Genomic DNA, 23,235 nt, shown 5'->3' on the forward strand with positions numbered 1-23,235 from the left:
CAACAAAACACTTTATAACTTATGAATATAGGAATTTTAACCACCAACCAAATTCGGGACGATCAACGTCTATTAAACGAAGCAGAAAACAAAGGGCATGCTGCCCGATTACTGGACTTACGCTATATTAGTGTCGAGCTTTCTTCTGATCGACCCACCATCTACTTTAAAAACGAAAATATTTCATCAGAATTTGACGCTATTATTCCAAGACTTAATGTCAGCTTTACAGATTACGGCATCAATATTTTGCAACAGTTCATCTGTTTGCACACCTACATCAGCGAATCGCCAGAGGCATTAAGGCTCGGACGAGATAAGTTAAAGTGCTTACAGTACCTTATGGATAAAGGGTTACCATTTCCTGCAACTGGCATTGCTTTTTCCAGTGAATATTTTGAACCCATTATCTCCGATTTAAAACTGCCGTTAGTGGTTAAACTTATTGAAAGCACCGAAGGTACAGGTGTCTTTTTAGCGCGAGATATTAAAGAGGCACAAAACATCATTAAAACATTTGGTTTGCTGGGTGCATCTTTTATTGTTCAAGAGTTTGTAAAAGAAGCCGCTGGTGCCGATCTAAGAGCTTTCGTTGTTGGTGATAAAATTGTAGCTGCCATGAAGCGACAATCGCAGGATACCGATTTTCGCGCTAATGTCTCCCTTGGCGCTCATTCATCCGAAGTGACATTAACAGAACAAGAAAAAGAAATTATTTTAAGTGCCACACGAAGCATCGGCGTTAACATTGCTGGCGTTGATTTTGTTCGCTCAAATCGTGGACCATTGTTGTTAGAGATCAATGTGTCACCCGATTTTACCGGTGAGCAAGGCATCGAAGCGATTACCAATACCAACATTGCGGCAGCCATTATCGACTTTACTGTTGAACAAGCAAGCAAATACAAAAGTAAGCCGCTTGCGGATAACAAACACAGCGTAAATCAGGAGTATATGTCGTTATGTGTCGATGGATAGCTTATATTGGACAGCCGATATTTCTCGACAGTCTGGTTACTCAACCAAAACACTCATTGGTCGAACAAAGCTTAAATAGCAAATTAAATATAACACCGGCTGGAAAACTGCTCAGCACCAACGGTGATGGCTTTGGTATCGGCTGGTATGACAAACGGCCTGATCCGGGTGTTTTTAAAGATGATGTGCCCGCCTGGCACGATGAGAATCTGAAAAACTTATGCCATCAAGTACAATCCCATATTTTCTTTGCCCATGTTCGTGCCACCACAACCGGAGAAATCCAGCGAACAAACTGCCATCCTTTTCATTACAAACACTGGCTGTTTCAACATAATGGACATGTAACTGATTTTGAAAATATTCGCCGCGAGTTACAAATGGAAATTGCACCGGAACTTTATCCGTATTTAAAAGGCACCACCGATAGTGAAACTTTTTTCTTGCTGGCGCTTACCTATGGACTGGTCAGTCGCCCAAAAGAAGCTTTGCAGGCGATGGTTTCAAGGGTACTTGAAGCATTAATTCGTACGGATCCGGATGGTGCGCTTAATTTATCCTGCGCTTTATCAGATGGTCAAAGTCTTTACACCTTACGCTTTTCACATAATGAAGATGCCATGACATTATTTTACTCCACCGACATTCACTGCTTTGATGACTTTGAAGGATCGAATAGCTGCATGCCTAATAACAGTACAGTTGTAGTATCGGAACCTCTGGACAAAGCCAGCGAAAAATGGACAGAAATTCCCAACAACACCTTTACAACCATAAGTGGACAATCTGTTAACACAGAAACATTTTTTGATGATAACTCTTTGTCTGCGATTACCCAGATGTCATCATGATGCTCGACAGTTCTGAAATCTTAACAAACTTGAATTATCAATAGATTAACTTTGCCTGCTGTAACCAGTCATCTTCCACCCAAAAAACACGAACCCTTTCTTTTCCATCACAAAAGCCAACCAACTGTTTTGGATAACTGATGTCTTCTGACAGAAGTTTTTCTAATGAATGGGTTTGATCGGCATAGAATGATGCAAACCATTGATGTTTTTTTGCAATACACCAATGCAAATTATGGTAGTCCAGCTGTTGCTCAAGTTGCTGCCGGGTTGCCCAGCGTCCAACAACACTCGCGTCATTTATCTGTGCATCGAAGTCTGGTTTATTTTCTGCAATCGAAGTATAAAGTCGCCCTTTTATTACACTGTATGAGCGCTTTATATCCAAATTATTTTTTTCAAGCAACGACGATGCGATTGGTGTTTGAGGCAATTGCAGCTGATGCTGTTCTAGACGATGGATCTTTTTATCCAGTCTGTCGGCCTGCCCCGGGCCGACCCATTGGCGTAATCCAGAAACACCCGGTACTTGTAAATAAAACTTACAGGTTAACTCAATATGAAAAAGCTGCTCGGTTTTTAAACACTGGATGACCAGGTCAAGTTCACCCAGAGTCTTGCCCTGATCGCGTAATGGAAAATTTGATGTAATTAGACGGTAATCCGGATGTAGCTCGATTGCTGCATTCCAATAAGCTTCAAATCGCTCACCCAGTCGTTTTGTTTTTAATTCGGATAAATATCCTTTTATCAGTTTTAAGGCAACATCCGGCTGTTGTTCGAGTGTTTGTTTTAAGCGACTATAAAATGTTTTCGACACGCCTTCATCAGAAAAAAATCCATGCCTGTTGTTTATAATTTCCGGCGAGCCAATACACCAGAGCAAATTACTGAGCAGTTGCTGCTGCGACTCAAAATGATAATTAGCATTAACGATTGTTGTCATTTGCTCTCAGCTTTCCTTCAATATTTTTGGTCATTAAAGGATATTGTTTAGTTGTACAATGTAGTGAATATATTAGAAGCTATCTTAGCCAACTATTTTAACCAGCTGTCTTAGCCAACTTTATTAAACACTTTATACAATATGGATAATATTTCCTGTCCAAGTGGACTTAATCCAAGAATGATTAATATAAGTAATGCACAGGTCATCGCTAATATAGATTGTAATTTTTTTCCTCTGGCATCCTCACTTTGTTTGTCTAAACGTTTAGCAGCTATCCACCAGCGACGGGACAGCCAAAGAAAGATACACTCGCCAAAAACAAACACAGCCATTACTTCACGGGTGCCTTCGGGTAATGAAAAGGTAGCACCAACCAGAATGCCCGGTAATAAATAGATTGGCGCCCACAATAGCCCTGAACCAATATTAACAAGCCAGAATACTCTATTAGACATCCCTGAAATACCGGCGACTAATGGTAGTAAAGCTCTTAATGGCCCGATAAAACGGCCAATAATTAAGCTCATTACACCATAATGTTTAATAAACCGATCAGAACGTTCTAATCCTTTCTGATGAGACTCTAGCCACTTCCAGTGCCGGATATTATCGCGAAAATGATAACCTAACTGGTAACTCACGCCTTCGCCAATAACCGCGCCAATAAACATGGCAAGCGCCATACTATAAAATGGCAATACCTGATTACCAATAAGCGCACCGACGCCCAATAAAAGCAGCCATCCGGGCATTAACACACCGACTATCGCAACCGACTCTAAAAATGCGATCAGCAATACAATAAAAAATGCCCATTCGGGTGACTGTTCAATAAACAGCAGCAACTGTTTACTGTAGTTTTCAATCAATGGAAAACTCCCAAGCGCGAAGAGTCGCGATAAAAATTAAATTAGTGTATCTTAAGCCTACCACGATGAGTAAGACGCTCGCTATGATGATGGTGCTCTATCATGAAGGATCCTATTATGACAGAACCATTTCATGACGGAACTAAAGCATGACGAAATCATTACCAGCCCACAATGCCATAAACGCAGATACCGTCCCGGAAGCTGACTTTCCTTCCCGCAATGCGGATTTGGAAGCCTGTAAAAATTGTCAAACTCATTTAACCGGACCTTTTTGCCATCAATGCGGACAGCCGAATAAATCCATCATTCGTTTTTTCGGCTCGATGATAAAAGAATTACTTGAAGATATCATCAGTCTCGACTCAAGAGCTGCACGCACGTTATTCGCTTTATTATTCCGTCCCGGCTTTTTAACCAGAGAATATGTCTCCGGCCGTCGATTCAGTTATGTACCACCTCTTAGGCTGTATTTGATCACCAGTATATTTTGTATCTTTGTGATCTGGGTACAGAATAAAACGTCTGACGACTCCATCTTTGGCCAAATCAACAGCGAACAGGTTTCTTCCGAATTATCAAAAGCTCAATTCGATGGTGATAATGCTTCCACTGGCTTTGGAAAACTTTCCGAGCAGGAGCGACAAAAAGCATTACAAGAATTGCAGCAAGCCAATCAGGTGTTACAGTTGGCTGGCAAGTCCCCCATTGCAATCCCTCGCTCTTTACAATCGCCTGATACCCAGATTGATAATCCAGATAATAAAACGGGTGAGACAACGGATACTCGAACAGAAGATATCCATACCAAACAGCAGCCAGAAATTAACAAGCCAGACTTACCAGATGAGCCTGCTCCGCTTGATAAAACTGAAAATAATAGTGCCGCAGATCCCAAGCCATTACCGAGTGAAACAAACGCCGAACAAAATAAAGACAATAAAGGATTCGTTTATAAAGAGGGGGATTTACAGGTCGACTTACCTTGGTTATCGAAGGAAGACAACCAACAACTCGAGTTAAAACTGGAAGATAATATAAAAAATATTATTGACGACCCGAATGATTTTTTTGGTGATTTACTAGAAGTCATCCCTAAGAGCATGCTTTTGCTGGTGCCGATTTTCGCCATCTTGATGAAACTGTCCTATCCGTTTGCTCGCCGTTATTACATAGAACATCTTATTCATGCGTTTCATGGTCATGCATTTTTATTTCTTTGTGTTTTATTATTAATGGGACTGGATCGAACGGGTCAATGGCTCAGTGCATCCGACAATGGTTTTGTCAGTTTTATCGCCTCTATTATTCAGTTAGTTGAAACCTTGTTATTTATCTGGATACCCGTTTACTTTCTATTATCGATTAAAAGCGTCTACCGCCAAAACTGGTTTCTTAGTGTGTTTAAATGGATGTTGACCGGTATTTTATATTTACTTTTATTCAGCTTTGCCGCCATCACTATATTAATATTAAGTGTGTTGTTTAATTAATCCCTCAAGGAGTTCTTTGTGTCAGTCTCATATCTACCGTTCATATTTCTTATATTTATTTGTACTCTATCCACTTCAGCTCAGGCTAATGAGCCATTAAAAGCAGAGTCCTATAGTGGAAAAAGTGCTCTATATGCTTACATGCTAACTAGTAATAACTCAGAAACCATACGGTTAGTTGGTAAATCAATTGTAAAAGACAACGTCATTGATCCAAAGCTTCTTGACTTGGCAGCATTGAAAATTTTCACAATGTCTGAAGTAACAAGTGACTTAGATGTTGACGCAGCTTCTTGGCTCGCAAATGCACTTAAAGCAAAAGGTCAAGCAAAACATGCGTCACTCCTAGATTTAACATATGATAAAGCAAAAAGTCGAAAATTTAAGTCATACATTAGAAAAGCACAAAATAAGCTTCCTAAACTTAAAGTTAAAACTAATCTTGAAGGAGATAAGTCATCATTAAAAAATTTGCACGAAGATTTACTCAAAAAATTCAAAAATGATAAAACTCCTAAAAAAGGAGATGTTGAATTAAATATGAGTATTGATGAAGTCGTTAGCACTATAGGCTATCCCTTTGATGTAAAAGCAGTTAACAAAACGACTAAATCTATGCCTTTTATTGGTCGAATAAAATATACTCATATGGAAGCTTATTTTGATCAGATTGGACAGGTTGTATTTGATCGAGAAGATAAAGAACACTGGTATGTTATTGACGTTATTAAAAATAGTAATATTTCTGATAATATGCTTGATGATCAGCTTGGTAAATTTAAACAAGCATTATTTAGTGAAGACGCTTTGCTTTTAAGAAAAACAGCCAAAAGTATTATCAAACAAAATTTATTTTCACCTGAGCTGCTAGACTATGCTGCAGAGCGAATCCTTACAACTAAAACTTATAGCTCTGATTACATGGTTGATGCCATTTCCTGGGTTTGCAAGGCATTAGCAGCTAGTGATAACTCACGTTATTATTCTGCGCTAAAGACTGTAGCAGAAAGCTCAACAAGCTCTAAGGTAAGAGGTTATGCTGAAAGCTCTTATGAACAGCTTAATGCATCAGATAAAAATCAGTATTCTCAAGGAATGATTTATAATGAAAAGTCTGACTCTACAGCAGACTCACCAAATTAAATCTCAATAAGATTAGAATTTACAGAGCTTTCTAATACTCCACCATCTTTTTTGGTGGAGTATTAAATAATTTCTAACTAATTTTTTCTCCGGCTGCCTGTTTGTCCGCATGATACGAGGATCGCACCATAGGACCGCTGGCAACATTAGAAAACCCAAGTGACTCGGCTATTTCGCCCAGCTCTTTAAACTCAGCGGGTGTAACAAAGCGCTTTACCGGGTGATGATCTTTACTCGGTTGCAAATACTGACCAATGGTGAGCATATCCACATCATGGGCACGCAGATCTTTCATCACTTCGATGATTTCTTCATTGGTTTCACCCAAGCCCACCATTAAGCCGGACTTGGTGGCAACATCAGGATACATCGCCTTATGCTTTTTCAATAAATCGAGTGACCATTGGTAATCTGCACCGGGTCTTGCCTGTCGGTACAACCGAGGCACCGTTTCCAGATTATGATTAAATACATCGGGTAAACTGTCCCCTAATATATCCAACGCACGATCCATACGACCACGGAAATCAGGCACCAGAGTTTCTACTTTTGTATTTGGTGATTGTTTACGGACTTCACTGATGCAGTCAACAAAGTGCTGCGCACCACCGTCCCGGAGATCATCGCGATCCACCGAAGTGATCACCACATATTTCAATCCCATACCAACAACGGACTCCGCCAAATGTTGTGGTTCTTCTGGATCCGGTTTCAAAGGTCGACCGTGGGCCACATCACAAAATGGGCAACGACGGGTACAAATATCACCCAAAATCATAAAGGTTGCCGTGCCATGCCCAAAACATTCTGGCAAGTTAGGGCAACTGGCTTCTTCACACACTGTATGCAATTTTTTATTGCGCAGCATGTTTTTAATTTCAGTAATTTGATTACCGCTAGGTAAACGCACCCGAATCCAGTCTGGTTTACGGGGCATTTCCTCGGTTGGTTCAATTTTAATGGGAATGCGAGATGTCTTATCCGCACCACGTAACTTCTGCCCCGGTATTTTTTTCGGCGCGGGGTGTTTTTTTACTGGAGTTGCGTCTGCGGTTGGAGTGTCTTGAGTACTGGAAGACTGCGTACTGCTCGGTTGCGTCATATAAACCTGTCTCTTAAGCTAAGCCTGACTGAATGTTGGCCGAATTATACCCTAAATTGGCCATTAAATGCTTGATCAGTGTTGGTTCGACCTGTTTTAAATTATCAGGCCCCCCCTGCTCACTGATGTTGGTTACTGCCATTCCCGCATAGCCACAGGGGTTAATTCGAGAGAATGGCTCAAGGTCGAGGTTAACATTTAGCGCCAGCCCATGAAAGCTGCAGCCTTTTCGGATCCTTAAGCCTAGCGAGCAAATTTTAGCCCCATCAGGAACATAGACTCCGGGAGCATCGGGCCTGGCGTTTGCCGTTATTCCAAATTCTTTTAAGCTGTCCACCACAGACTGCTCAATGTGACTCACCAAATCACGCACGCCCATTCCCTGACGTCTAAGATTAATTAAAAAATACACCACCTGCTGACCCGGACCATGATAGGTCACCTGACCACCCCGATCCACCTGCACCACGGGTATGTCGCCCGGCGCTAAAATATGCTCAGCCTTTCCTGCTTGCCCCTGAGTGAACACAGGCTCATGCTCAACCAGCCAGAACTCATCTCCGGTATCTTGTTTACGATTATCGGTAAACTCGGACATGGCGCGCCATATAGGCTCATAAGGCTGACGACCCAATTGGCGCACAATCACAGTTTGTTGCGAAGTTATCACGGTGTATATTTACCTGAAGATGTTTGCATTAAAAGAATAATTGAAAAGAATCAATATTGAGACCTATTTTAAGCCCTGTTATAAACACATTTTGACATCGGCAATGGCCCTTACGTCGCGATACAAATTTTCGACCTGCTCTTTGGTTTGCAACGTTATTCGAACGGTTATGGAAACATAATTCCCTTTTGCCGAAGGCTTAACGGTTGGCGAGTAATCACCGGGAACCACATTTTGAATGGCGGTTAACACATCCACATCAATGTTTGCCCGGTTGGTCGCCATGGTTTTAAAAGAGATGGTGCAAGGAAACTCCCATAACTCGGTATTAATGCTGTCGGGTTGTATTGGCTCACTCATCAAGATACCTCCACAGGTGTTGCGTTAGAACTAACGCAAATCACCAGAAAAAAGACGTTGTTTAAAATCGGCAAACTCATGCACTATTTTATGCCATAGTGGGCCAATAGCGCCATCACCAATGGTTTTATCATCAACCTGTGTTACCGGTTGAATTTCACGACTGGAGCTGGTTAACCATACTTCATCGGCGTGATACAGTTGTTCTAATCGGATAGAGCTTTGCTCTGTTGGCCAGCCATTGTTATCAGCCATTTCAAGCACTAAGTCGCGAGTGATACCACCGAGAATATTATTCGACAATGGTGGCGTTTTGATGACTCCCTGCTCAACAATAAACACATTAGAAGCAGAACCTTCATTAACCTGCTCACCGGCTATAAAAATAGCTTCGCTGGCCTGTTGATCTTCTGCCATTTGTCGCGCCAGACAATTCGCCAATAATCCGGTTGATTTAATATCACAGCGTTGCCATCGAAAATCATCGACGGTAATCACTTTTAAAGCTTCAGGTTCATTTTGAGTCTTTGATGAATTCGAGGCTAAGCAATCGGCTTTTATAAATACGGTGGGTTGTGTTTCGTCAGCAAGTCGATGATCTCGCTTTGATGGACTACCCCGTGTCACCTGCAAATATAAAGATCCCTGTTGCAGATTATTCTGACTGATTAATTCGCTGAAAAGATCGTTCCACTGAATATTCAGATCAGATAATGAAAGACGAATGGCATTTAAACTTCGATTCAGTCGTTCAATATGTTGCACAAGACGAAATGGTCGACCTGCGTAAACCGGGATAACTTCGTAAACACTGTCCGCAAACAAAAAACCTCGATCCATCACTGAGATCGAGGCTTGTTCAATCGGTAAAAACTCACCGTTTAAATAAACAATATTCAAAATAAACCGTACTCAATGCGATCAAGCTTTAAAATAAACCACTAAACCAGCGACTGATACTGTCCAGCAATTGTGAAAACCAGCCGCCTTCGGCAACATCATCCAACGCAACCAATGGAACTTGCGCCAGTTCGTCCTCACCAAGCTGGAAAAATATTTTTCCTACCACCTGCCCTTTCGCAATGGGTGCGTCCAACTCATTCTCAACCACGTAATTAGCCTTAACACTGTCACGTTTGCCACGGGGTATGGTCAGCCAAATTTCATCCAGTACACCTAATCGTGCCAATTCTATATCACCACCCCAAACTCGAGCCTGATGCACTTCGGTATTGGCTTTTAGTGGCTTAACCGTTTCAAAAAAACGGAACCCGTAGGTCAGTAATTTTTTGCTCTCAACTTTTCGGGACTCTTCACTGTTCGATCCCATAACTACCGCAATCAATCGCATTCCGTCTTTTACAGCAGAAGAAACCAGACAATAACCGGCGGCTTCTGTATGTCCGGTTTTTATACCATCCACATTCAAACTTCTGTCCCATAACAAACGATTGCGGTTGTACTGTGCAATGTTGTTAAACGAAAATTGTTTTACTTCGTACAGTTTATAGTCTTCAGGAAAGTCACGAATTAATGCCTGACCTAATACAGCCATATCACGAGCTGTGGTTTGATGGCTATCGGCGGTCAGCCCATGAGAATTTACAAACACCGTGTTTTCTAAACCCAGTTTACGGCCATAATGATTCATTAGTTGAGCAAAACTGTCTTCACTGCCGGCCACATGCTCAGCCAGTGCAACACTGGCATCGTTTCCAGATGAAATGATCAACCCTTTCATCAAGTCACTGACGCTGACCTGCTTGCCCACTTCAATAAACATTTTAGAAGACTCAGGAAAGTTTTTAGCCCAAGCATTTTTGCTGATGGTAACCATATCATCGCGACTGATATTTCCTGCGGCCAGCTCACTTGAAACAACATAACTGGTCATCATCTTGGTTAAACTTGCCGGTGGTAATGGCTCATCCGCGTTACGCTCAGCAATAACCTGACCGGAATGAAAATCCATTAATATATATCCATCAGCACCCAATGCCGGAGGCGCCGGTGTAATGGCCGTAGCTAACGCAGTAAACAAAGAAACGCAGGTTAAAATAACAAGTTTCAACTTTATCATTGTCTGTTTAATTCCTGATTATAAAGACAGAGCCGCAATAAAATATTTTAATACGGTTTAATTTTGGTTTTCATCTTCTCTGCGTATCGTTAAAAAAATAAACGCTTTGAAGAATTGATGCAGGAGACGTTAATGCTTAAAGTTCGGAAACCAGAATGAATCGATAATTCCAATAACAATTCCGATAGTAGTTCCGACAACAACGCCAATAACGACGCTCCCCTGATTATAAGGCGATTGTAGCACATCCGGACGCCTCGCTAAAATGACAGGATTGGCAAGGTAAAGTTCCATTTGATCATTAAATTCTCAACCTATTGGTTTGTTTATATTCCTTATCTGAAGATGCTTAAATCCTGAAGGTTGCGGGTAGGTTATTCAAAAACCACCCGTGGCGTACCCAGTGCAGGCATCGACAAGGTATCCACCAATCGATTCGCTTCATCGGTTGTTTCAATGGGGCCAACTCTTACTCTGTAGAGCATGGTGGCCCGAACTTTTACTTTAGAAACCGATACCTGCCACGGCACCTGTTGCTGAATGGCGGTTTTTAAACGATTTGCTTTTGACGCATCGGAAAATGCGCCAACCTGAACATACATCTGTTTGCCTTCAGGCACTGCCGAAGGACCAGTTATCCGATGCGTTCCGGCAGGAACAATGGACTCCACTTCAACTTCCGCTGTGCCGTGTTGATGAAAGCCCAGTTTCACCGCTGCCGCATAAGACAAATCAATGATGCGCCCGGCTTTAAACGGACCACGATCATTCACTTTTACCACGATCTGTTTTCCATTGGCGACGTTGGTTACTTTAACGTAACTCGGTAGCGGTAAGGTTTTATGAGCGGCGGTCATGGCGTACATATCGTAAGGCTCACCCGATGATGTTCGCTCGCCATGAAATTTAGTTCCGTACCAGCTGGCTATGCCACGGGCTTTATAGTTGGCCGCCGATGACATCACATAATAGGTAATACCATCTTGCTGATAACTGGCCGGATTACCATAAGGACTGAGCGCTTCAACTCTGGGAGTTGCATCGGGAATATCGGAAACATCCACCGGTTGATCAGGTCCACTGTCTTGCACTTCCAGTAAACTACACGCCGATACAAAAGCAATGGAAACCAATAAAAACAGTAATCGGCACATGGCTGACACATTAATCATTAACGCTACCTTTTTATACCCTTGTCGCTAATTATTCCAATAGGCTTGCGCACGACTGGCAACAACTTCTTGACTAAACTGAACAACAGCCAAGGCATAAAGTGGACTTCGATTATAACGAGTAATCACATAAAAGTTATCAAAGATAATCCAGGCCTGTTTATGATCCGGCTGTTCAAAATGATAAATTGCCGCACTCTGTTCATCCAGTGTATCAACTTTCCACTGATAACCCGCCGACTTTATTGCTCCCGCATTTGAGCGAGGTTTCATTCGTTTCGGCTCAAATGCGTCTTGGTATTCTCCTTCCTTAACAACGGGATAGGCAACGGGTTCACCCCAGCGCCATTTATGACGGCGAAAATAATTCGCGACACTGCCAATGGCATCAATTGGGTTGTTAAATAAATCTATTTTGCCATCACCATCAAAGTCCACCGCGTACTCACGATAACTGGTGGGTATAAATTGCCCCATGCCCATGGCACCGGCATAAGAACCTTGAGGCTCCAGAAAATCCCAGTTCTGCTCTTTTACCAATAATAAATATTGCTCCAGTTCACCCCGGAAAAACCGCCCCCGTTTCGGGTAATGAAAACCAAGCGTATAAAGCGCATCCCATACTTTTAAGTTTCCCTGAATGCGCCCATAAAAAGTTTCAACACCAATGATGCCGACAATCATAGATGCAGGAACATTAAACGTGGCTTCGGCTCGTTTTAACTCAACGTGATACTTATTCCAGAACTCAACGCCAGCTTTAATACGGCTGTCGCGAACAAATATTTTGCGGTATTTATGCCAGGGCAACGACTCTGCCGGCTTATTCATCGAATCGATAATGCGTTGTTGCTTGGTGGCTTTGCTGAACCACTTTTCCAAGGTTGCTTTATCCATACCATGGGTATCCACCATACGCTGAATAAACATTTGTTCTGTTTCATTTTCTGTATCGGACTCAGAGGCATAAGCCGCTACTGAAGAAACTGACGCACTAAACAAGACCCCAGCTAACAAAAAGGACTTGCTTAAATTCTGACTCGCCATCAACCGTAGTTTTACACGATAAATAAGTTTAACCAACGCTTTATTGAACAAATGCAACTCTCCTTAAAACTTTTAAAAGTATCAGACTACTTTGATACTAGCTTGCGATGTGTGTAGATAGACATCAACATACCAAAACCGGCCAATAATGTAACCATTGACGTACCGCCATAACTGACCAGTGGTAAGGGTAAACCAACCACGGGTAATAAACCGGTAACCATTCCAATATTGACAAAAATATAAATAAAAAACGTTAAAATTAATGCGCCGGCCAGTAATCTTGAAAAGGTTTCCTGAGCCTGAGTACCAATGTACATTCCTCGGGCAATTACAAACAGGTATAAAGTTAATAAAATAACCACACCAGCCAAACCGAACTCTTCGCCTAATACTGCAAAAATAAAATCGGTAGAGCGTTCCGGTAAAAACTCCAGTTGTGACTGAGTGCCTTCGAGCCAACCTTTGCCGCTGGTGCCACCGGAGCCAATGGCAATTTTAGACTGAATAATATGATAGCCACTGCCAAGCGGATCTCTTTCCGGATCAAGATAAACCAGTACCCGCTCTCGTTGATATTCGCGCATCACAAAGAACCAGTGAACCGGCGCGTAAATAACGCCGGTAATTGCAAATCCCGAAATTAACCACCAGCTAACACCCGACAGATAAATCACAAAAATCCCTGAGCAGGCAATGAGTAAACTGGTCCCCAAATCGGGCTGCTTTAAAATCAGCAACGTTGGCACCATGACAATGGCCAGAGCAACCAGCAACTCACGCTTTTTTGATGGCAACTGTCGTTCACTAAAATACCAGGCCACCATCATAGGCACCGCCAGCTTCATAATTTCGGAGGGTTGAAATCGTAAGCCTCCAAATTCAAGCCAACGCTGTGCCCCTTTGCCTTTATCGCCAACGATTAACACCGCCACCAATAATAAAATACCTATACCGTATAGCGCCGGAGCCCACTTTGCGTAAAACCGGGGCGGCAGCTGTGCCATTACAAACATCACCCCACAACCCATTCCGAGCCGGGTAATTTGCCGGTAGATAAGTGATTCGCTTTCACCGCCGGCACTGTAGAGGATCATCAGGCCAAAGCCCATTACTGCAAATAACCCCACCAACAGCGGTAAATCAATATGCAATCGCCAGGCTAACGACTGTCGCTCTTTATGGGTGTGACTCCGAGTGCTCATTGAGCCGAATTTCCTGCATTAGCATTCAACAAATATTGATCCATTATCTTTCGTGCAATGGGCGCTGCGTTTGAACCACCGCCACCGGCATTTTCAACCACAACCGCAACAGCAATCGCGGGATCATCAAATGGGGCATACCCTATATAGAGGGCATTATCCCGTAATCGTTCAGCGGTAGTTTCTTCTTCGTATTCTTCATCGACATCCAGACCAAATAGCTGAACGGTTCCTGTTTTACCGGCGGATTTATAGGGCGCATCCATAAATGCACTGCGGGCAGTTCCTACCACGGGATTATGATTTACCGCTTTCATGGCTTCTTGGACACGGCGCATGTTTTTGCCATCACCCAGCTCAATTTGTGGCAAAGCCATAATGGGATCGATAGCAATTTGCCGATCTTTTTGTCGCACACTGTTCACCATACGCAACTGATAACGAATACCATTGCTGGCAATGGCGGCCGTTGCATTGGCAATTTGCAAAGGCGTTGCTAACCAGTAGCCTTGTCCAATACCGGTATTCACTGTATCACCCGGAAACCAGTGAACGCCCCGTGCGCCTTTTTTCCATGATCGACTGGGCATCAATCCCGGTACTTCCTCACCAATATCAATACCGGTGTAATCGCCAAAACCAAATTTTTCCATGGCGCTTGAAATTTTATCGATACCTAATTTGTAAGCCAGGCCATAAAAAAAGGTGTCACAGGACTGAATAATCGCATCTCTAAAATTGACGTGTTGACCATGCCCCCTCTTTTTCCAGTCCCGAAAAGGGCGCTCATCATCGTTCGGCAAGGTATACACGCCGGTATCATTAATTTCGTAATCGGGTGAAATCGTTTTACTCTCCAACCCTAGCCATGCCAGATGCGGCTTGATGGTTGATCCCGGAGAATATTGACCACGCAGCGCGCGATTGAATAATGGGCGGTCTTCATTCAGTAATGCCTGATAATCTTTGGTTGATATGCCGGTTACAAACAAATTCGGGTTATAGCCCGGCGTACTGACCAGCGCCAAAACGCCACCAGTTTTTGGATCAATCGCAACAACAGAACCACGTTGTCCTTTTAGCGCTTCATAAGCAGTCATTTGCAAGGGCAAATCTAACGCCAGATGTAGATCACTGCCCGATTGTGGCGCCTGTTGTGATAACACACGCAGCACACGTCCCTGAACATCGGTCTCAACCCTCTGACTGCCAATAGTTCCGTGCAGTAGCGGCTCGTAATATTTTTCCAGCCCAACTTTTCCAATGTGGCGGGTCGCTTTATAATTTTGTTGATCGATGCTTCTTAACTCCACATCATTAATTCGACCTACAAAGCCAAGGGCATGGGATAACACATCGTCGTAGGGGTAATAACGAACCAGTCTGGCTTCAACACTGACTCCTGGAAAACGATGCCGATCAACCGCAAACCTGGCCACCTGTTGCTCCGACATTTTGGTTTCCAGCGGAATTTTCTTAAATCGCTCCCGAGTACGACGATACTCACGCCAGAAGCGCGCCAGATCATCTTCTTCCAGATTTAACAGTTGCTCCAGTTTTTTAACGGTCTGTTCTAAATCGTCTATTTGTTCGGGGATCAATTCCAGCGAATACACGGAACGGTTTTCGGCAAGAATAATTCCATTCCTGTCGTAAATTAATCCTCTTGGTGGTGCAACAGGTAATATTCGAATGCGATTGTTATCCGATTCCGTTCGGTATTTTTCGTATTGCGACACTTGCAGATCGGCCACCCAGCCTATCAACAATAAAACCATGCCAATGACCAATAAAAAACTGATGAACATCCTGTTCTGATACAAAGACAGTTCTTTAAATTGATTTTTCAGGGTGACACGGCGATTAATCATAACAGGCTGATGCCTAAGCGATGGATGCTAACGAAATAATGCGAGTGATATGTCATGACACTCATGCTTATTCCCGATGATAAGGATGGTTAACCGTGACGCTCCATGCCCGATATAACGATTCCGCCACCACAACCCGAACCAGAGGGTGAGGAAACGTTAATGCCGATAATGACCATTTTTGATCGGCCATTGCCCTTACCTCTGGTGTTAATCCTTCTGGACCACCAACCAGCAGAGAGACGTGACGCCCCTGATCCTGCCAGCGGGTCAGTTGCTCGGCCAATTGTGGGGTCGACCAGTTTTTGCCGTCGACATCCAGCGCAACCACCCAATCTCCCGGTTGGATCGCCGCTTTCACCTGCTCTGCTTCTTTCGTCATAATTCGGGCAATATCGGCTTGTTTACCCCGTTTGGCGGCAGTTATTTCAATCAACTCAAGTTTACACTCCCGAGGTAAACGGCGGGCGTATTCATTGTACCCAGTCTCTACCCAGGTAGGCATTTTATGCCCCACAGCAATCAGACGAATAATCATCGAGCAGCCCCTTACGACGACGTATCGGTGCTCCAGAGCTTTTCAATCTGATAATAATCACGAATATTTGCCTGCATCACATGCACAATGGCGTCTGCGAAATCCACCAGCACCCATTCAGAGCCATTTTCGCCTTCAACCCCTAAAGGTTGACGACCGAGCTCTTTTGCTTTTTGCACCAGTTGCGTTGCAATCGATTTTACGTGGCGAGAAGATGTACCCGAGCAAACAATCATGGCGTCGGTAATACTGGTTTTCTGTTTCACATCAATCACATTAATGTGCTGCGCCTTGGCGTCTTCGAGTTGTTCAACGATAAACGCAATGAGTTCTTTACTGTCCATTCATAAACCTTAAATTAATGATAGAGCCGATGTTGCTCTATGTATTTTATGACAGAATCCGGCAGTAAAAAACGGCAGGATTGCTGACGAGTAATTAATTGCCGGATTTGAGTTGCAGAAATATCCAGCAGCGGGCACTGATAACGATACAATCGTCCAGTGGATTTAAACGTTTCCATAGGTTTCGACAAAGTCTCAACCTTGGCATCAAATGCTTTATTGTGCAGCAATGACTCGACATGGTCACAACGAATAATCGATTGCTCCACTTCTGGCGCAAGCCACTGTTGCGTTGCGCCTGGCCGGGCAATCACCAAAATATTGACCCGCTCAATAATATCTTGCCACTGATGCCAACTTTGAAATCCGGCCATGGCATCATCCCCCATCACCAATATAAGTGATGCACTGGGAAACTCTTTGGCCAACTCTTCAACCGATATCGATGTAAAAGAAGGCCCCTGACGCTTTAGCTCCCGATCATCCACCACCACATGATTAAGAGACTCTGTTGCCAACCGAACCATATTAAGACGATGTTCCGCGCTGACATCCGGCTCATCTCGATGCGGTGGTGTTGCACTTGGCATCATACGCACCCGAGCCTCGGGCATTAAATTGTGCAGGTTTTCGACCAGCCGTAAATGCCCATAATGAACCGGATTAAAGGTACCACCAAACAGGAAAATGGGTGAATCAGGGTGTCGATTACTCATTAACTGAGCCGCCCCAACAAAGTTACGACGAAAGCATTAGGCAGACCGGTAGCAACCAAAGCATACGCTTGATGAAAACTTAAAACGCCTTGCACAGCGGTAGAGATACTCAACATAATCGTCAGATGACCTTGCGCCACAATAGCTTGCCACCCATCAACAACAGGCACGTCATCAGTTCATCCCACACATTGCCTTCAGCCTGACCCTTCGACATTTTATCCAGATGGCCGCATCGAGCCAGAATACGTAACCACACTCTTAATGGTAGTTTATTTAGAGCATTAGTGACTAATCGACTGCGCGAACTCCAGACGCGGTACTCTTTCACCACGTCTGACGCTGACCGACCGGTGGCCATCTGCTCGGACATTTTGACCATTTGCCGAACTTCGCGATACAGGGTTGCCACCAGAATAATCGGAACAACGCCTTCTTGCTGAAGTTGTTGAATCATTTTTTGCACTTTATCCGCTTTGCCAGCTAACGCCGTATCCAATAATTCAAATACCGAGTATCTTGCATTATTGGCAACGGATGACATAACCTGCTCAACATCAACCGGCTGCTCGGATGAAAGTAACTGTAATTTTTGTAAATCCTGATTCGCTGCAAGTAAATTACCTTCACTGCGATCAGCCAACATCTGTACCGCATCACTGGTGAGCGTCAGCCCCAATTGCGCTGCGCGATCACTGAGCCAGCCATTTAACTGATATCCCGCAACCGGCCAAATTTGAACCACCAATCCGTTGGCTTCAATACTTTTCACCCATTTGGTTGATAGTTTTCGCTTGTCCATTTTTGGGCAACGAATAAGATAACGGCAGTCGTCATTCGGCGTTTCGAGTAATTCTTTTAATGCGTCCTGCTGAGCTTTATCTGGCAGTTTTTCAAACCTTAATTCAATGATTTTTTTTTCTGCAAATAAAGAGAAGTTATCCGACTCCTGACTCACATCATTAAAATCAAAGTTGCGCCCAATATCAAACACACTGCGCTCGGTAAAACCCTGTTGACGCAAAAAAGCTCGAATTGAATCGCCCGCTTCCATCATCAGCAGAGGCTCATCACCAGTGATCATAAAACTGAACTGTTCGGCATTCAGCTGACGCTTGAGTTGTTCAAGTTTAATCGGCACGGGCAATTCCTGGCGTACCACTGAGATACGCGCCCAACTGGCGTGACAGTATTTCAACCGCCGCTGTTTGCATATCCGACAATAATTGTTGTTCCTGATGGTGCGATGCGATCAGTTGTTGCTGATCAAAACGATAACTGCGCTGTTCGCTCACTGAAAATGACTTGCTGTTCGACAAGCTAGCGTTAGCAGATACAGCTGAATTAATAGAGCTCTCTGGATCGTCAGATTCGAGTGCCTTATCGTCTGTCAGCGAGTAAAGCGTCGCGGAAAGAGTATAAACCAGTACAAACTCACTGGCACGGCCACTGGCATCTCGTAGTAATACGCGTTTATTCAGCTCGTCCTGCTCCAGAACAAGGCGATGTTGTGCATCCACCAAGGTTGAGATATTGGCACCTTGCTGCTTTAATCGCTGCTGCAACCGTTGCTTAATATTGATAAGCGCCGCGCCAGACTGAACACTAATGTTCTGCCCAGACAAAGACGCCGTTTCTTGAGTACCCTTTAAATGAAAGCCGCAAGACATTAAACCGGCACTAGCGATCAAAGCCATCAGCCAGGCTCTACAATACAGTCGAGTCCAACTATTTAAAAGTGGCCGCTTTAACATAGGTCGCTTTAACAATGTTCTACTTAACAAAACTCGGTGCAATACCAATTAGGCCACCACAATATTAACCAGCTTACCAGGTACCACAATCACTTTGCGTACTGTTTTATCCGCAGTAAACCGCTGAACATTTTCATCATTTAACGCAACCGACTCTATGGCTTCTTTTGTCATGGATTTGCTAACGGAAATTTTAGCGCGCAACTTTCCGTTGACTTGCACCACCATCTCCATTTCATCCTGCTCAAGCGCTGACTCATCCATCACAGGCCAGCTCACATCGATCACCGACTCCTGATGACCCAGAGACTGCCATAGTTCGTGACAAATATGAGGCGTAATAGGACTTAATAAACGCACTACCGTTTCAAGCGCTTCGCGCACAATCACAGCATCAACTTCGCTGCTTTGTTTAAATCGGCCAATGGTATTACACAGTTCCATAACGGCAGCGATTGCAGTATTAAAAGTGTAACGACGTTCAATGTCATCGGTTACTTTTTTGATGGTCTCATGAGTTTTAAAACGAAGCGCTTTTTGCTCACTGGTCAATTCACCATCTATTGAGCTTAAAGTGACTCCCGCTAACTCAGGGCTTTCTTCTAAATGCTGACTTTCTTCTAAATGATCGTGCACCAACTTCCAGACACGTTTTAAAAATTTAAATGCCCCCTGTACACCATCTTCTCGCCACTCTAATGACTGCTCTGGTGGTGCTGCAAACATGGTGTATAAACGGGCAGTATCAGCGCCGTAAAGATCGATCAGATTTTGCGGATCAACACCGTTCATTTTCGACTTGGACATTTTTTCCATGCCGCCTAATTCAACCGGCTCACCAGAATCCTTAAGGGTCGCTTTAATCACCTTGCCTTTTTCATCTTTTTCGATGGTGACTTCTTCAGGCGAATAATAGTTTTTCGCGCCGTTCTCCATACGATAAAATGTTTCTGATAACACCATACCCTGTGTTAACAATCGCTTCGCAGGCTCATCGCTGTTCACCAGGCCAGCATCGCGCATCAGTTTATGGAAAAACCGAAAGTACAATAAATGCATGGTGGCATGCTCGATACCACCAATGTATTGATCCACCGGAAGCCAGTAGTTGGCCTCATTTGAATCCAGCATGGCGGTATCGCAATGCGGCGAAGTATAACGGGCGTAATACCAGCTTGATTCCATAAAAGTATCAAAGGTGTCGGTTTCTCGGCGTCCGGCTTTGCCATCAACCTCAGTGTTTAAAAACGACTGATGATCCAGCAACGGAGAATTCGCTCCTTGCATCACCAGATCAGTGGGCAGTTCTACCGGAAACTCTTTTGCCGTAACCATTTCCCCATCATCCAACTTAACCATAGGGATAGGAGCACCCCAATATCGCTGACGTGAAACGCCCCAATCGCGTAATCGGTAATTAATTTGCTTACTGCCAACGCCTTTGTCTTCCAACCACTGACAAATGGCATCGAATGCTTGTTCAGACGATAAGCCGTCAAATTCGCCAGAATTGATCAGTCGACCTTTTTCAGTAAACGCTTGCTGGGTTAAATCACAAGATTCTTCGCTATCAACATTCGGCTCTATCACCTGCTTGATGGCAATACCGTATTTATTGGCAAACTCCCAGTCTCGTTGATCATGGCCGGGCACAGCCATCACGGCACCAGAGCCGTAATCCATCAATACAAAGTTAGCAGCGTAGATATCAATTTTTTCGCCACTAATGGGGTGTATCGCCTCTCGTCCCGTTGGCATACCTTTTTTATCCATGGTGGCGATATCAGCTTCTGCTGTTGAGCTGCGATTGCACTCGGTAATAAAGGCTTTTAATTCGTTATTCGATTCAGACGCCTGCACCGCAAGTGGATGTTGCGCAGCAACCGCCAGGTAAGTGGCTCCCATTAAGGTGTCAGGACGGGTGGTGTAAATGGAAACCGTTTCATCACTGCCATCAACCTTGAAATCCATATTGACGCCTTCAGAACGACCAATCCAGTTACGTTGCATGGTTTTTACACTATCTGGCCAGCCTTCCAAATCATCAATACTGCTTAATAGTTCTTCGGCGTACTCGGTGATTCGAATAAACCATTGCTCGATATCTTTTTTAACTACCGGGGTATCACAGCGCCAGCAACAGCCATCGTGTACCTGCTCATTGGCTAATACCGTTTCATCGTTAGGGCACCAGTTCACTTGAGACTGCTTTTTATAAGCCAATCCTTTTTCCACCAGAGTAGTAAAAAACCATTGTTCCCAACGATAGTACTCTGGCTCACAGGTGGTCACTTCACGATCCCAGTCATAAGCAAAGCCCAGACTTTGCAGCTGTTTTTTCATGTAGGCGATATTTTGTCGGGTCCAGTCTGCCGGCTGAGCTTTATTTTTTATTGCCGCATTTTCAGCAGGTAAACCAAAGGCATCCCACCCCATAGGCTGCAACACATTAAATCCCTGCATGCGCTTAAATCGGGAGATAACATCACCAATGGTGTAATTACGAACATGCCCCATATGCAGTCGACCACTAGGATAAGGCAGCATAGACAAGCAATAATACTTTTCTTTACTGGCATCTTGAACGGCTTTAAATACCTGATTTTTATGCCAAAAGTCTTGTGTTTTTTGCTCAATTTCCCGCGGGTTATACTGTTCCTGCATTACTGAATTCAACCTCAATCTTTATACTTATCACCACTCATCGCGATTCAGCGACAAGTCAAAATACTTTATACTGTTAAGTCCGAAGAACGCTCTGACCTGAAAGCCGCAATAATAACGCAGCCGAGGCCACAGCACCAACTGATATGCCCTAAAAGCCGCATCAAACGTGACTTTTGGCTCATTAACAGGAAAATACCCGCGACCATGGCAAATACAGGCTTTTTTACTCTACTCACCGAATCATTGTTATTGCCACCCGGACTTAATTTATTACTTGGTCTGATCGCCTGGGGTCTTTGGAAATCTTGGCCAAAAACAGCAAAGTCATTGCTAACATTTTCAGCAGTTAGTCTGTATTTAATGAGCACACCACTAATGAGCGCTTGGTTAGAGGCCATGCTGCCCCAGTCAAAACCACTGACCATGCAGCAAATAGAAGCATTAAAAAACGATGAAATACCCACCGCTATCGTTCTGGTAAGCGCTGGCCGTCGCAAAGGGGCTGAAGAATATGGTCTAACAGAAACCGTCAACGCCGAAACACTGGAAATCCTCCGCTACGGCGCCTTTTTACAACGCAAAACCGGCTTCCCAATTATGGTGGTCGGTGGCACACCAAATGGCGAGTCTACACCTGAAGCAGTGCTTATGAATCAGGTACTTACCGATGAGTTTGGGGCAGAGGTGAATTGGATGGTTACCAATCTCAAAAACAGCTATAACTTCACAAATAACTCTGTTGATATTGCCACTTCAAATATGCGAAAAGTATTAATTAGCAGCTCAGCTAACAATCATATAACCACAAACAGCAACTTCAAACATATTTTTATTTCATTACCATCGAAGAGCCCACCAACCGCATCGAAATTGAGTTTATTAGCCTCGCCTGAATCATGCTTTCACAGCATTACCATGTTAAAATCTTTACTTCTATAATTTTAGTTTAAATTGCGCACCATACAGATGAATCAAGATTTTTTTAGAATTTATAAAAACGCACTTTCAGCAAACTTCTGTAACGATTTGATTACAAAATTTGAAGCCAGCGAATCAAAAGTAGAAGGCAGGGTTGGAAACGGTACTCCAGAAGGTATGGTTTCACAAAAAATAAAACAAACGACTGAGCTATATTTATCCGTTAAAGATAAGGTCTGATGAAATCCTATAGTAACAATAAAAATAATGGCGAGATAGTTTGAAGTACATAACAACTTATGAATTCAAAAGTTTCATTTCCAACAAAAGATACCTAATAAACCTGAGCTGCGGATAAGAAAAGTGAACTAAATGCCTTTGCGGTGATCTGATCTTTCGACGAAAAAAGAAATATCACACAGGACAAGGGCATGACTAATTTAGAGGCAATTTACGTAGATGTCGATGATTTTTGTTTGTTATTTGAACCTCAATGGCAAGCGCATTT

The 23,235-nt window shown here is 43.5% G+C and carries 23 protein-coding genes; 6 read left to right on the plus strand and 17 right to left on the minus strand.

What is annotated here, in order from left to right; genetic code table 11:
• Window positions 1-21 precede the first annotated feature (21 nt).
• Both C8D97_RS08540 and C8D97_RS08545 read left to right on the plus strand, forming a co-directional pair.
• Complete coding sequence (locus tag C8D97_RS08540; protein WP_109763344.1) at window positions 22-978, plus strand: ATP-grasp domain-containing protein; 957 nt, start codon at window positions 22-24, stop codon at window positions 976-978.
• On the plus strand, window positions 963-1,829 hold the full coding sequence (locus tag C8D97_RS08545; protein ID WP_109763345.1) for a class II glutamine amidotransferase: 867 nt from the start codon (window positions 963-965) through the stop codon (window positions 1,827-1,829). Before C8D97_RS08540 ends, C8D97_RS08545 begins: the two co-directional genes overlap by 16 nt.
• Window positions 1,830-1,866: 37 nt before the next feature.
• Here the strand turns inward: C8D97_RS08545 and C8D97_RS08550 are convergent, their stop codons facing one another.
• Both C8D97_RS08550 and C8D97_RS08555 read right to left on the minus strand, forming a co-directional pair.
• Window positions 1,867-2,775, minus strand: coding sequence for a DUF1853 family protein (locus tag C8D97_RS08550; protein WP_109763346.1), 909 nt, complete (start codon window positions 2,773-2,775; stop codon window positions 1,867-1,869).
• Between the two features lie 110 nt (window positions 2,776-2,885).
• Window positions 2,886-3,647 (minus strand): DedA family protein, encoded by a 762-nt coding sequence (locus tag C8D97_RS08555; protein ID WP_109763347.1) that lies wholly within the window; start codon window positions 3,645-3,647, stop codon window positions 2,886-2,888.
• A gap of 149 nt (window positions 3,648-3,796) precedes the next feature.
• Between C8D97_RS08555 and C8D97_RS08560 the strand changes: the two genes are divergently transcribed.
• Complete coding sequence (locus tag C8D97_RS08560) at window positions 3,797-5,140, plus strand: DUF3667 domain-containing protein (RefSeq protein WP_109763348.1); 1,344 nt, start codon at window positions 3,797-3,799, stop codon at window positions 5,138-5,140.
• A gap of 18 nt (window positions 5,141-5,158) precedes the next feature.
• Window positions 5,159-6,283 (plus strand): hypothetical protein, encoded by a 1,125-nt coding sequence (locus tag C8D97_RS08565; RefSeq protein ID WP_146196125.1) that lies wholly within the window; start codon window positions 5,159-5,161, stop codon window positions 6,281-6,283.
• 73 nt (window positions 6,284-6,356) lie between these two features.
• Here C8D97_RS08565 and lipA read toward each other — a convergent pair whose 3' ends face one another.
• The 15 genes from lipA to leuS all read right to left on the minus strand — a co-directional run bounded on the left by lipA (window position 6,357) and on the right by leuS (window position 21,806).
• Window positions 6,357-7,385, minus strand: coding sequence for a lipoyl synthase (gene lipA, locus C8D97_RS08570; RefSeq protein ID WP_109763350.1), 1,029 nt, complete (start codon window positions 7,383-7,385; stop codon window positions 6,357-6,359).
• A gap of 13 nt (window positions 7,386-7,398) precedes the next feature.
• Window positions 7,399-8,055: a lipoyl(octanoyl) transferase LipB gene (gene lipB / locus C8D97_RS08575; RefSeq protein WP_245411419.1), complete on the minus strand. Its 657-nt coding sequence runs from the start codon at window positions 8,053-8,055 to the stop codon at window positions 7,399-7,401.
• A 78-nt stretch (window positions 8,056-8,133) separates the two neighbouring features.
• Window positions 8,134-8,415, minus strand: coding sequence for a DUF493 family protein YbeD (gene ybeD / locus C8D97_RS08580; RefSeq protein WP_109763351.1), 282 nt, complete (start codon window positions 8,413-8,415; stop codon window positions 8,134-8,136).
• Window positions 8,416-8,445: 30 nt separating this feature from the next.
• Window positions 8,446-9,315, minus strand: a complete 870-nt coding sequence (locus C8D97_RS08585) for a D-amino acid aminotransferase (protein ID WP_109763352.1) — start codon at window positions 9,313-9,315, stop codon at window positions 8,446-8,448.
• 28 nt (window positions 9,316-9,343) lie between these two features.
• Entirely contained in the window at window positions 9,344-10,495 is a 1,152-nt protein-coding gene (locus tag C8D97_RS08590) for a D-alanyl-D-alanine carboxypeptidase family protein (protein WP_109763353.1), read from the minus strand.
• A 374-nt stretch (window positions 10,496-10,869) separates the two neighbouring features.
• Window positions 10,870-11,667: a septal ring lytic transglycosylase RlpA family protein gene (locus tag C8D97_RS08595; RefSeq protein WP_210204895.1), complete on the minus strand. Its 798-nt coding sequence runs from the start codon at window positions 11,665-11,667 to the stop codon at window positions 10,870-10,872.
• A gap of 27 nt (window positions 11,668-11,694) precedes the next feature.
• Window positions 11,695-12,669: a lytic murein transglycosylase B gene (gene mltB, locus C8D97_RS08600; RefSeq protein ID WP_170115195.1), complete on the minus strand. Its 975-nt coding sequence runs from the start codon at window positions 12,667-12,669 to the stop codon at window positions 11,695-11,697.
• Between the two features lie 131 nt (window positions 12,670-12,800).
• Window positions 12,801-13,919 carry a rod shape-determining protein RodA gene (gene rodA, locus C8D97_RS08605; RefSeq protein ID WP_109763355.1) on the minus strand — a complete coding sequence of 373 codons (1,119 nt, stop codon included), beginning with the start codon at window positions 13,917-13,919 and terminating at the stop codon, window positions 12,801-12,803.
• Window positions 13,916-15,790 (minus strand): penicillin-binding protein 2, encoded by a 1,875-nt coding sequence (mrdA, locus tag C8D97_RS08610; RefSeq protein WP_109763356.1) that lies wholly within the window; start codon window positions 15,788-15,790, stop codon window positions 13,916-13,918. Before mrdA ends, rodA begins: the two co-directional genes overlap by 4 nt.
• 67 nt (window positions 15,791-15,857) lie before the next feature.
• Window positions 15,858-16,328 carry a 23S rRNA (pseudouridine(1915)-N(3))-methyltransferase RlmH gene (rlmH, locus tag C8D97_RS08615; protein WP_109763357.1) on the minus strand — a complete coding sequence of 157 codons (471 nt, stop codon included), beginning with the start codon at window positions 16,326-16,328 and terminating at the stop codon, window positions 15,858-15,860.
• Window positions 16,329-16,339: 11 nt separating this feature from the next.
• Window positions 16,340-16,672, minus strand: coding sequence for a ribosome silencing factor (gene rsfS / locus C8D97_RS08620; protein WP_109763358.1), 333 nt, complete (start codon window positions 16,670-16,672; stop codon window positions 16,340-16,342).
• 14 nt (window positions 16,673-16,686) lie between these two features.
• Window positions 16,687-17,388 (minus strand): nicotinate-nucleotide adenylyltransferase, encoded by a 702-nt coding sequence (nadD, locus tag C8D97_RS08625; protein WP_109763359.1) that lies wholly within the window; start codon window positions 17,386-17,388, stop codon window positions 16,687-16,689.
• 121 nt (window positions 17,389-17,509) lie between these two features.
• Window positions 17,510-18,529 (minus strand): DNA polymerase III subunit delta, encoded by a 1,020-nt coding sequence (gene holA, locus C8D97_RS08630; RefSeq protein ID WP_109763360.1) that lies wholly within the window; start codon window positions 18,527-18,529, stop codon window positions 17,510-17,512.
• Window positions 18,519-19,085 carry an LPS-assembly lipoprotein LptE gene (locus tag C8D97_RS08635; RefSeq protein ID WP_170115196.1) on the minus strand — a complete coding sequence of 189 codons (567 nt, stop codon included), beginning with the start codon at window positions 19,083-19,085 and terminating at the stop codon, window positions 18,519-18,521. Before C8D97_RS08635 ends, holA begins: the two co-directional genes overlap by 11 nt.
• 105 nt (window positions 19,086-19,190) lie before the next feature.
• The gene (gene leuS, locus C8D97_RS08640) at window positions 19,191-21,806 is read right to left on the minus strand and encodes a leucine--tRNA ligase (protein ID WP_109763362.1); all 2,616 of its coding nucleotides are present in this window, start codon (window positions 21,804-21,806) and stop codon (window positions 19,191-19,193) included.
• A gap of 207 nt (window positions 21,807-22,013) precedes the next feature.
• On the opposite strand from leuS, the gene C8D97_RS08645 reads away from it, so the two are divergent.
• The gene (locus tag C8D97_RS08645; protein ID WP_109763363.1) at window positions 22,014-22,748 is read left to right on the plus strand and encodes a YdcF family protein; all 735 of its coding nucleotides are present in this window, start codon (window positions 22,014-22,016) and stop codon (window positions 22,746-22,748) included.
• A 27-nt stretch (window positions 22,749-22,775) separates the two neighbouring features.
• Entirely contained in the window at window positions 22,776-22,967 is a 192-nt protein-coding gene (locus C8D97_RS08650) for a hypothetical protein (protein WP_109763364.1), read from the plus strand.
• Window positions 22,968-23,235 lie beyond the last annotated feature (268 nt).

It is taken from the genome of Pleionea mediterranea (genome assembly GCF_003148745.1).
Classification (GTDB): domain Bacteria; phylum Pseudomonadota; class Gammaproteobacteria; order Enterobacterales; family Kangiellaceae; genus Pleionea; species Pleionea mediterranea.

Excerpts from the sequence above, each read along its gene's own strand:
- C8D97_RS08595 (WP_210204895.1), bottom strand. The coding sequence starts at position 11,667 with ATGATTAATGTGTCAGCCATGTGCCGATTACTGTTTTTATTGGTTTCC.
- C8D97_RS08540 (WP_109763344.1), top strand. The coding sequence starts at position 22 with ATGAATATAGGAATTTTAACCACCAACCAAATTCGGGACGATCAACGT.
- mrdA (WP_109763356.1), bottom strand. The coding sequence starts at position 15,790 with ATGATTAATCGCCGTGTCACCCTGAAAAATCAATTTAAAGAACTGTCT.
- C8D97_RS08645 (WP_109763363.1), top strand. The coding sequence starts at position 22,014 with ATGGCAAATACAGGCTTTTTTACTCTACTCACCGAATCATTGTTATTG.
- rodA (WP_109763355.1), bottom strand. The coding sequence starts at position 13,919 with ATGAGCACTCGGAGTCACACCCATAAAGAGCGACAGTCGTTAGCCTGG.
- C8D97_RS08550 (WP_109763346.1), bottom strand. The coding sequence starts at position 2,775 with ATGACAACAATCGTTAATGCTAATTATCATTTTGAGTCGCAGCAGCAA.
- ybeD (WP_109763351.1), bottom strand. The coding sequence starts at position 8,415 with ATGAGTGAGCCAATACAACCCGACAGCATTAATACCGAGTTATGGGAG.
- C8D97_RS08545 (WP_109763345.1), top strand. The coding sequence starts at position 963 with ATGTGTCGATGGATAGCTTATATTGGACAGCCGATATTTCTCGACAGT.
- C8D97_RS08635 (WP_170115196.1), bottom strand. The coding sequence starts at position 19,085 with ATGGCTTTGATCGCTAGTGCCGGTTTAATGTCTTGCGGCTTTCATTTA.
- lipA (WP_109763350.1), bottom strand. The coding sequence starts at position 7,385 with ATGACGCAACCGAGCAGTACGCAGTCTTCCAGTACTCAAGACACTCCA.
- nadD (WP_109763359.1), bottom strand. The coding sequence starts at position 17,388 with ATGAGTAATCGACACCCTGATTCACCCATTTTCCTGTTTGGTGGTACC.
- leuS (WP_109763362.1), bottom strand. The coding sequence starts at position 21,806 with ATGCAGGAACAGTATAACCCGCGGGAAATTGAGCAAAAAACACAAGAC.
- C8D97_RS08650 (WP_109763364.1), top strand. The coding sequence starts at position 22,776 with ATGAATCAAGATTTTTTTAGAATTTATAAAAACGCACTTTCAGCAAAC.
- rsfS (WP_109763358.1), bottom strand. The coding sequence starts at position 16,672 with ATGGACAGTAAAGAACTCATTGCGTTTATCGTTGAACAACTCGAAGAC.
- rlmH (WP_109763357.1), bottom strand. The coding sequence starts at position 16,328 with ATGATTATTCGTCTGATTGCTGTGGGGCATAAAATGCCTACCTGGGTA.
- C8D97_RS08560 (WP_109763348.1), top strand. The coding sequence starts at position 3,797 with ATGACGAAATCATTACCAGCCCACAATGCCATAAACGCAGATACCGTC.
- C8D97_RS08590 (WP_109763353.1), bottom strand. The coding sequence starts at position 10,495 with ATGATAAAGTTGAAACTTGTTATTTTAACCTGCGTTTCTTTGTTTACT.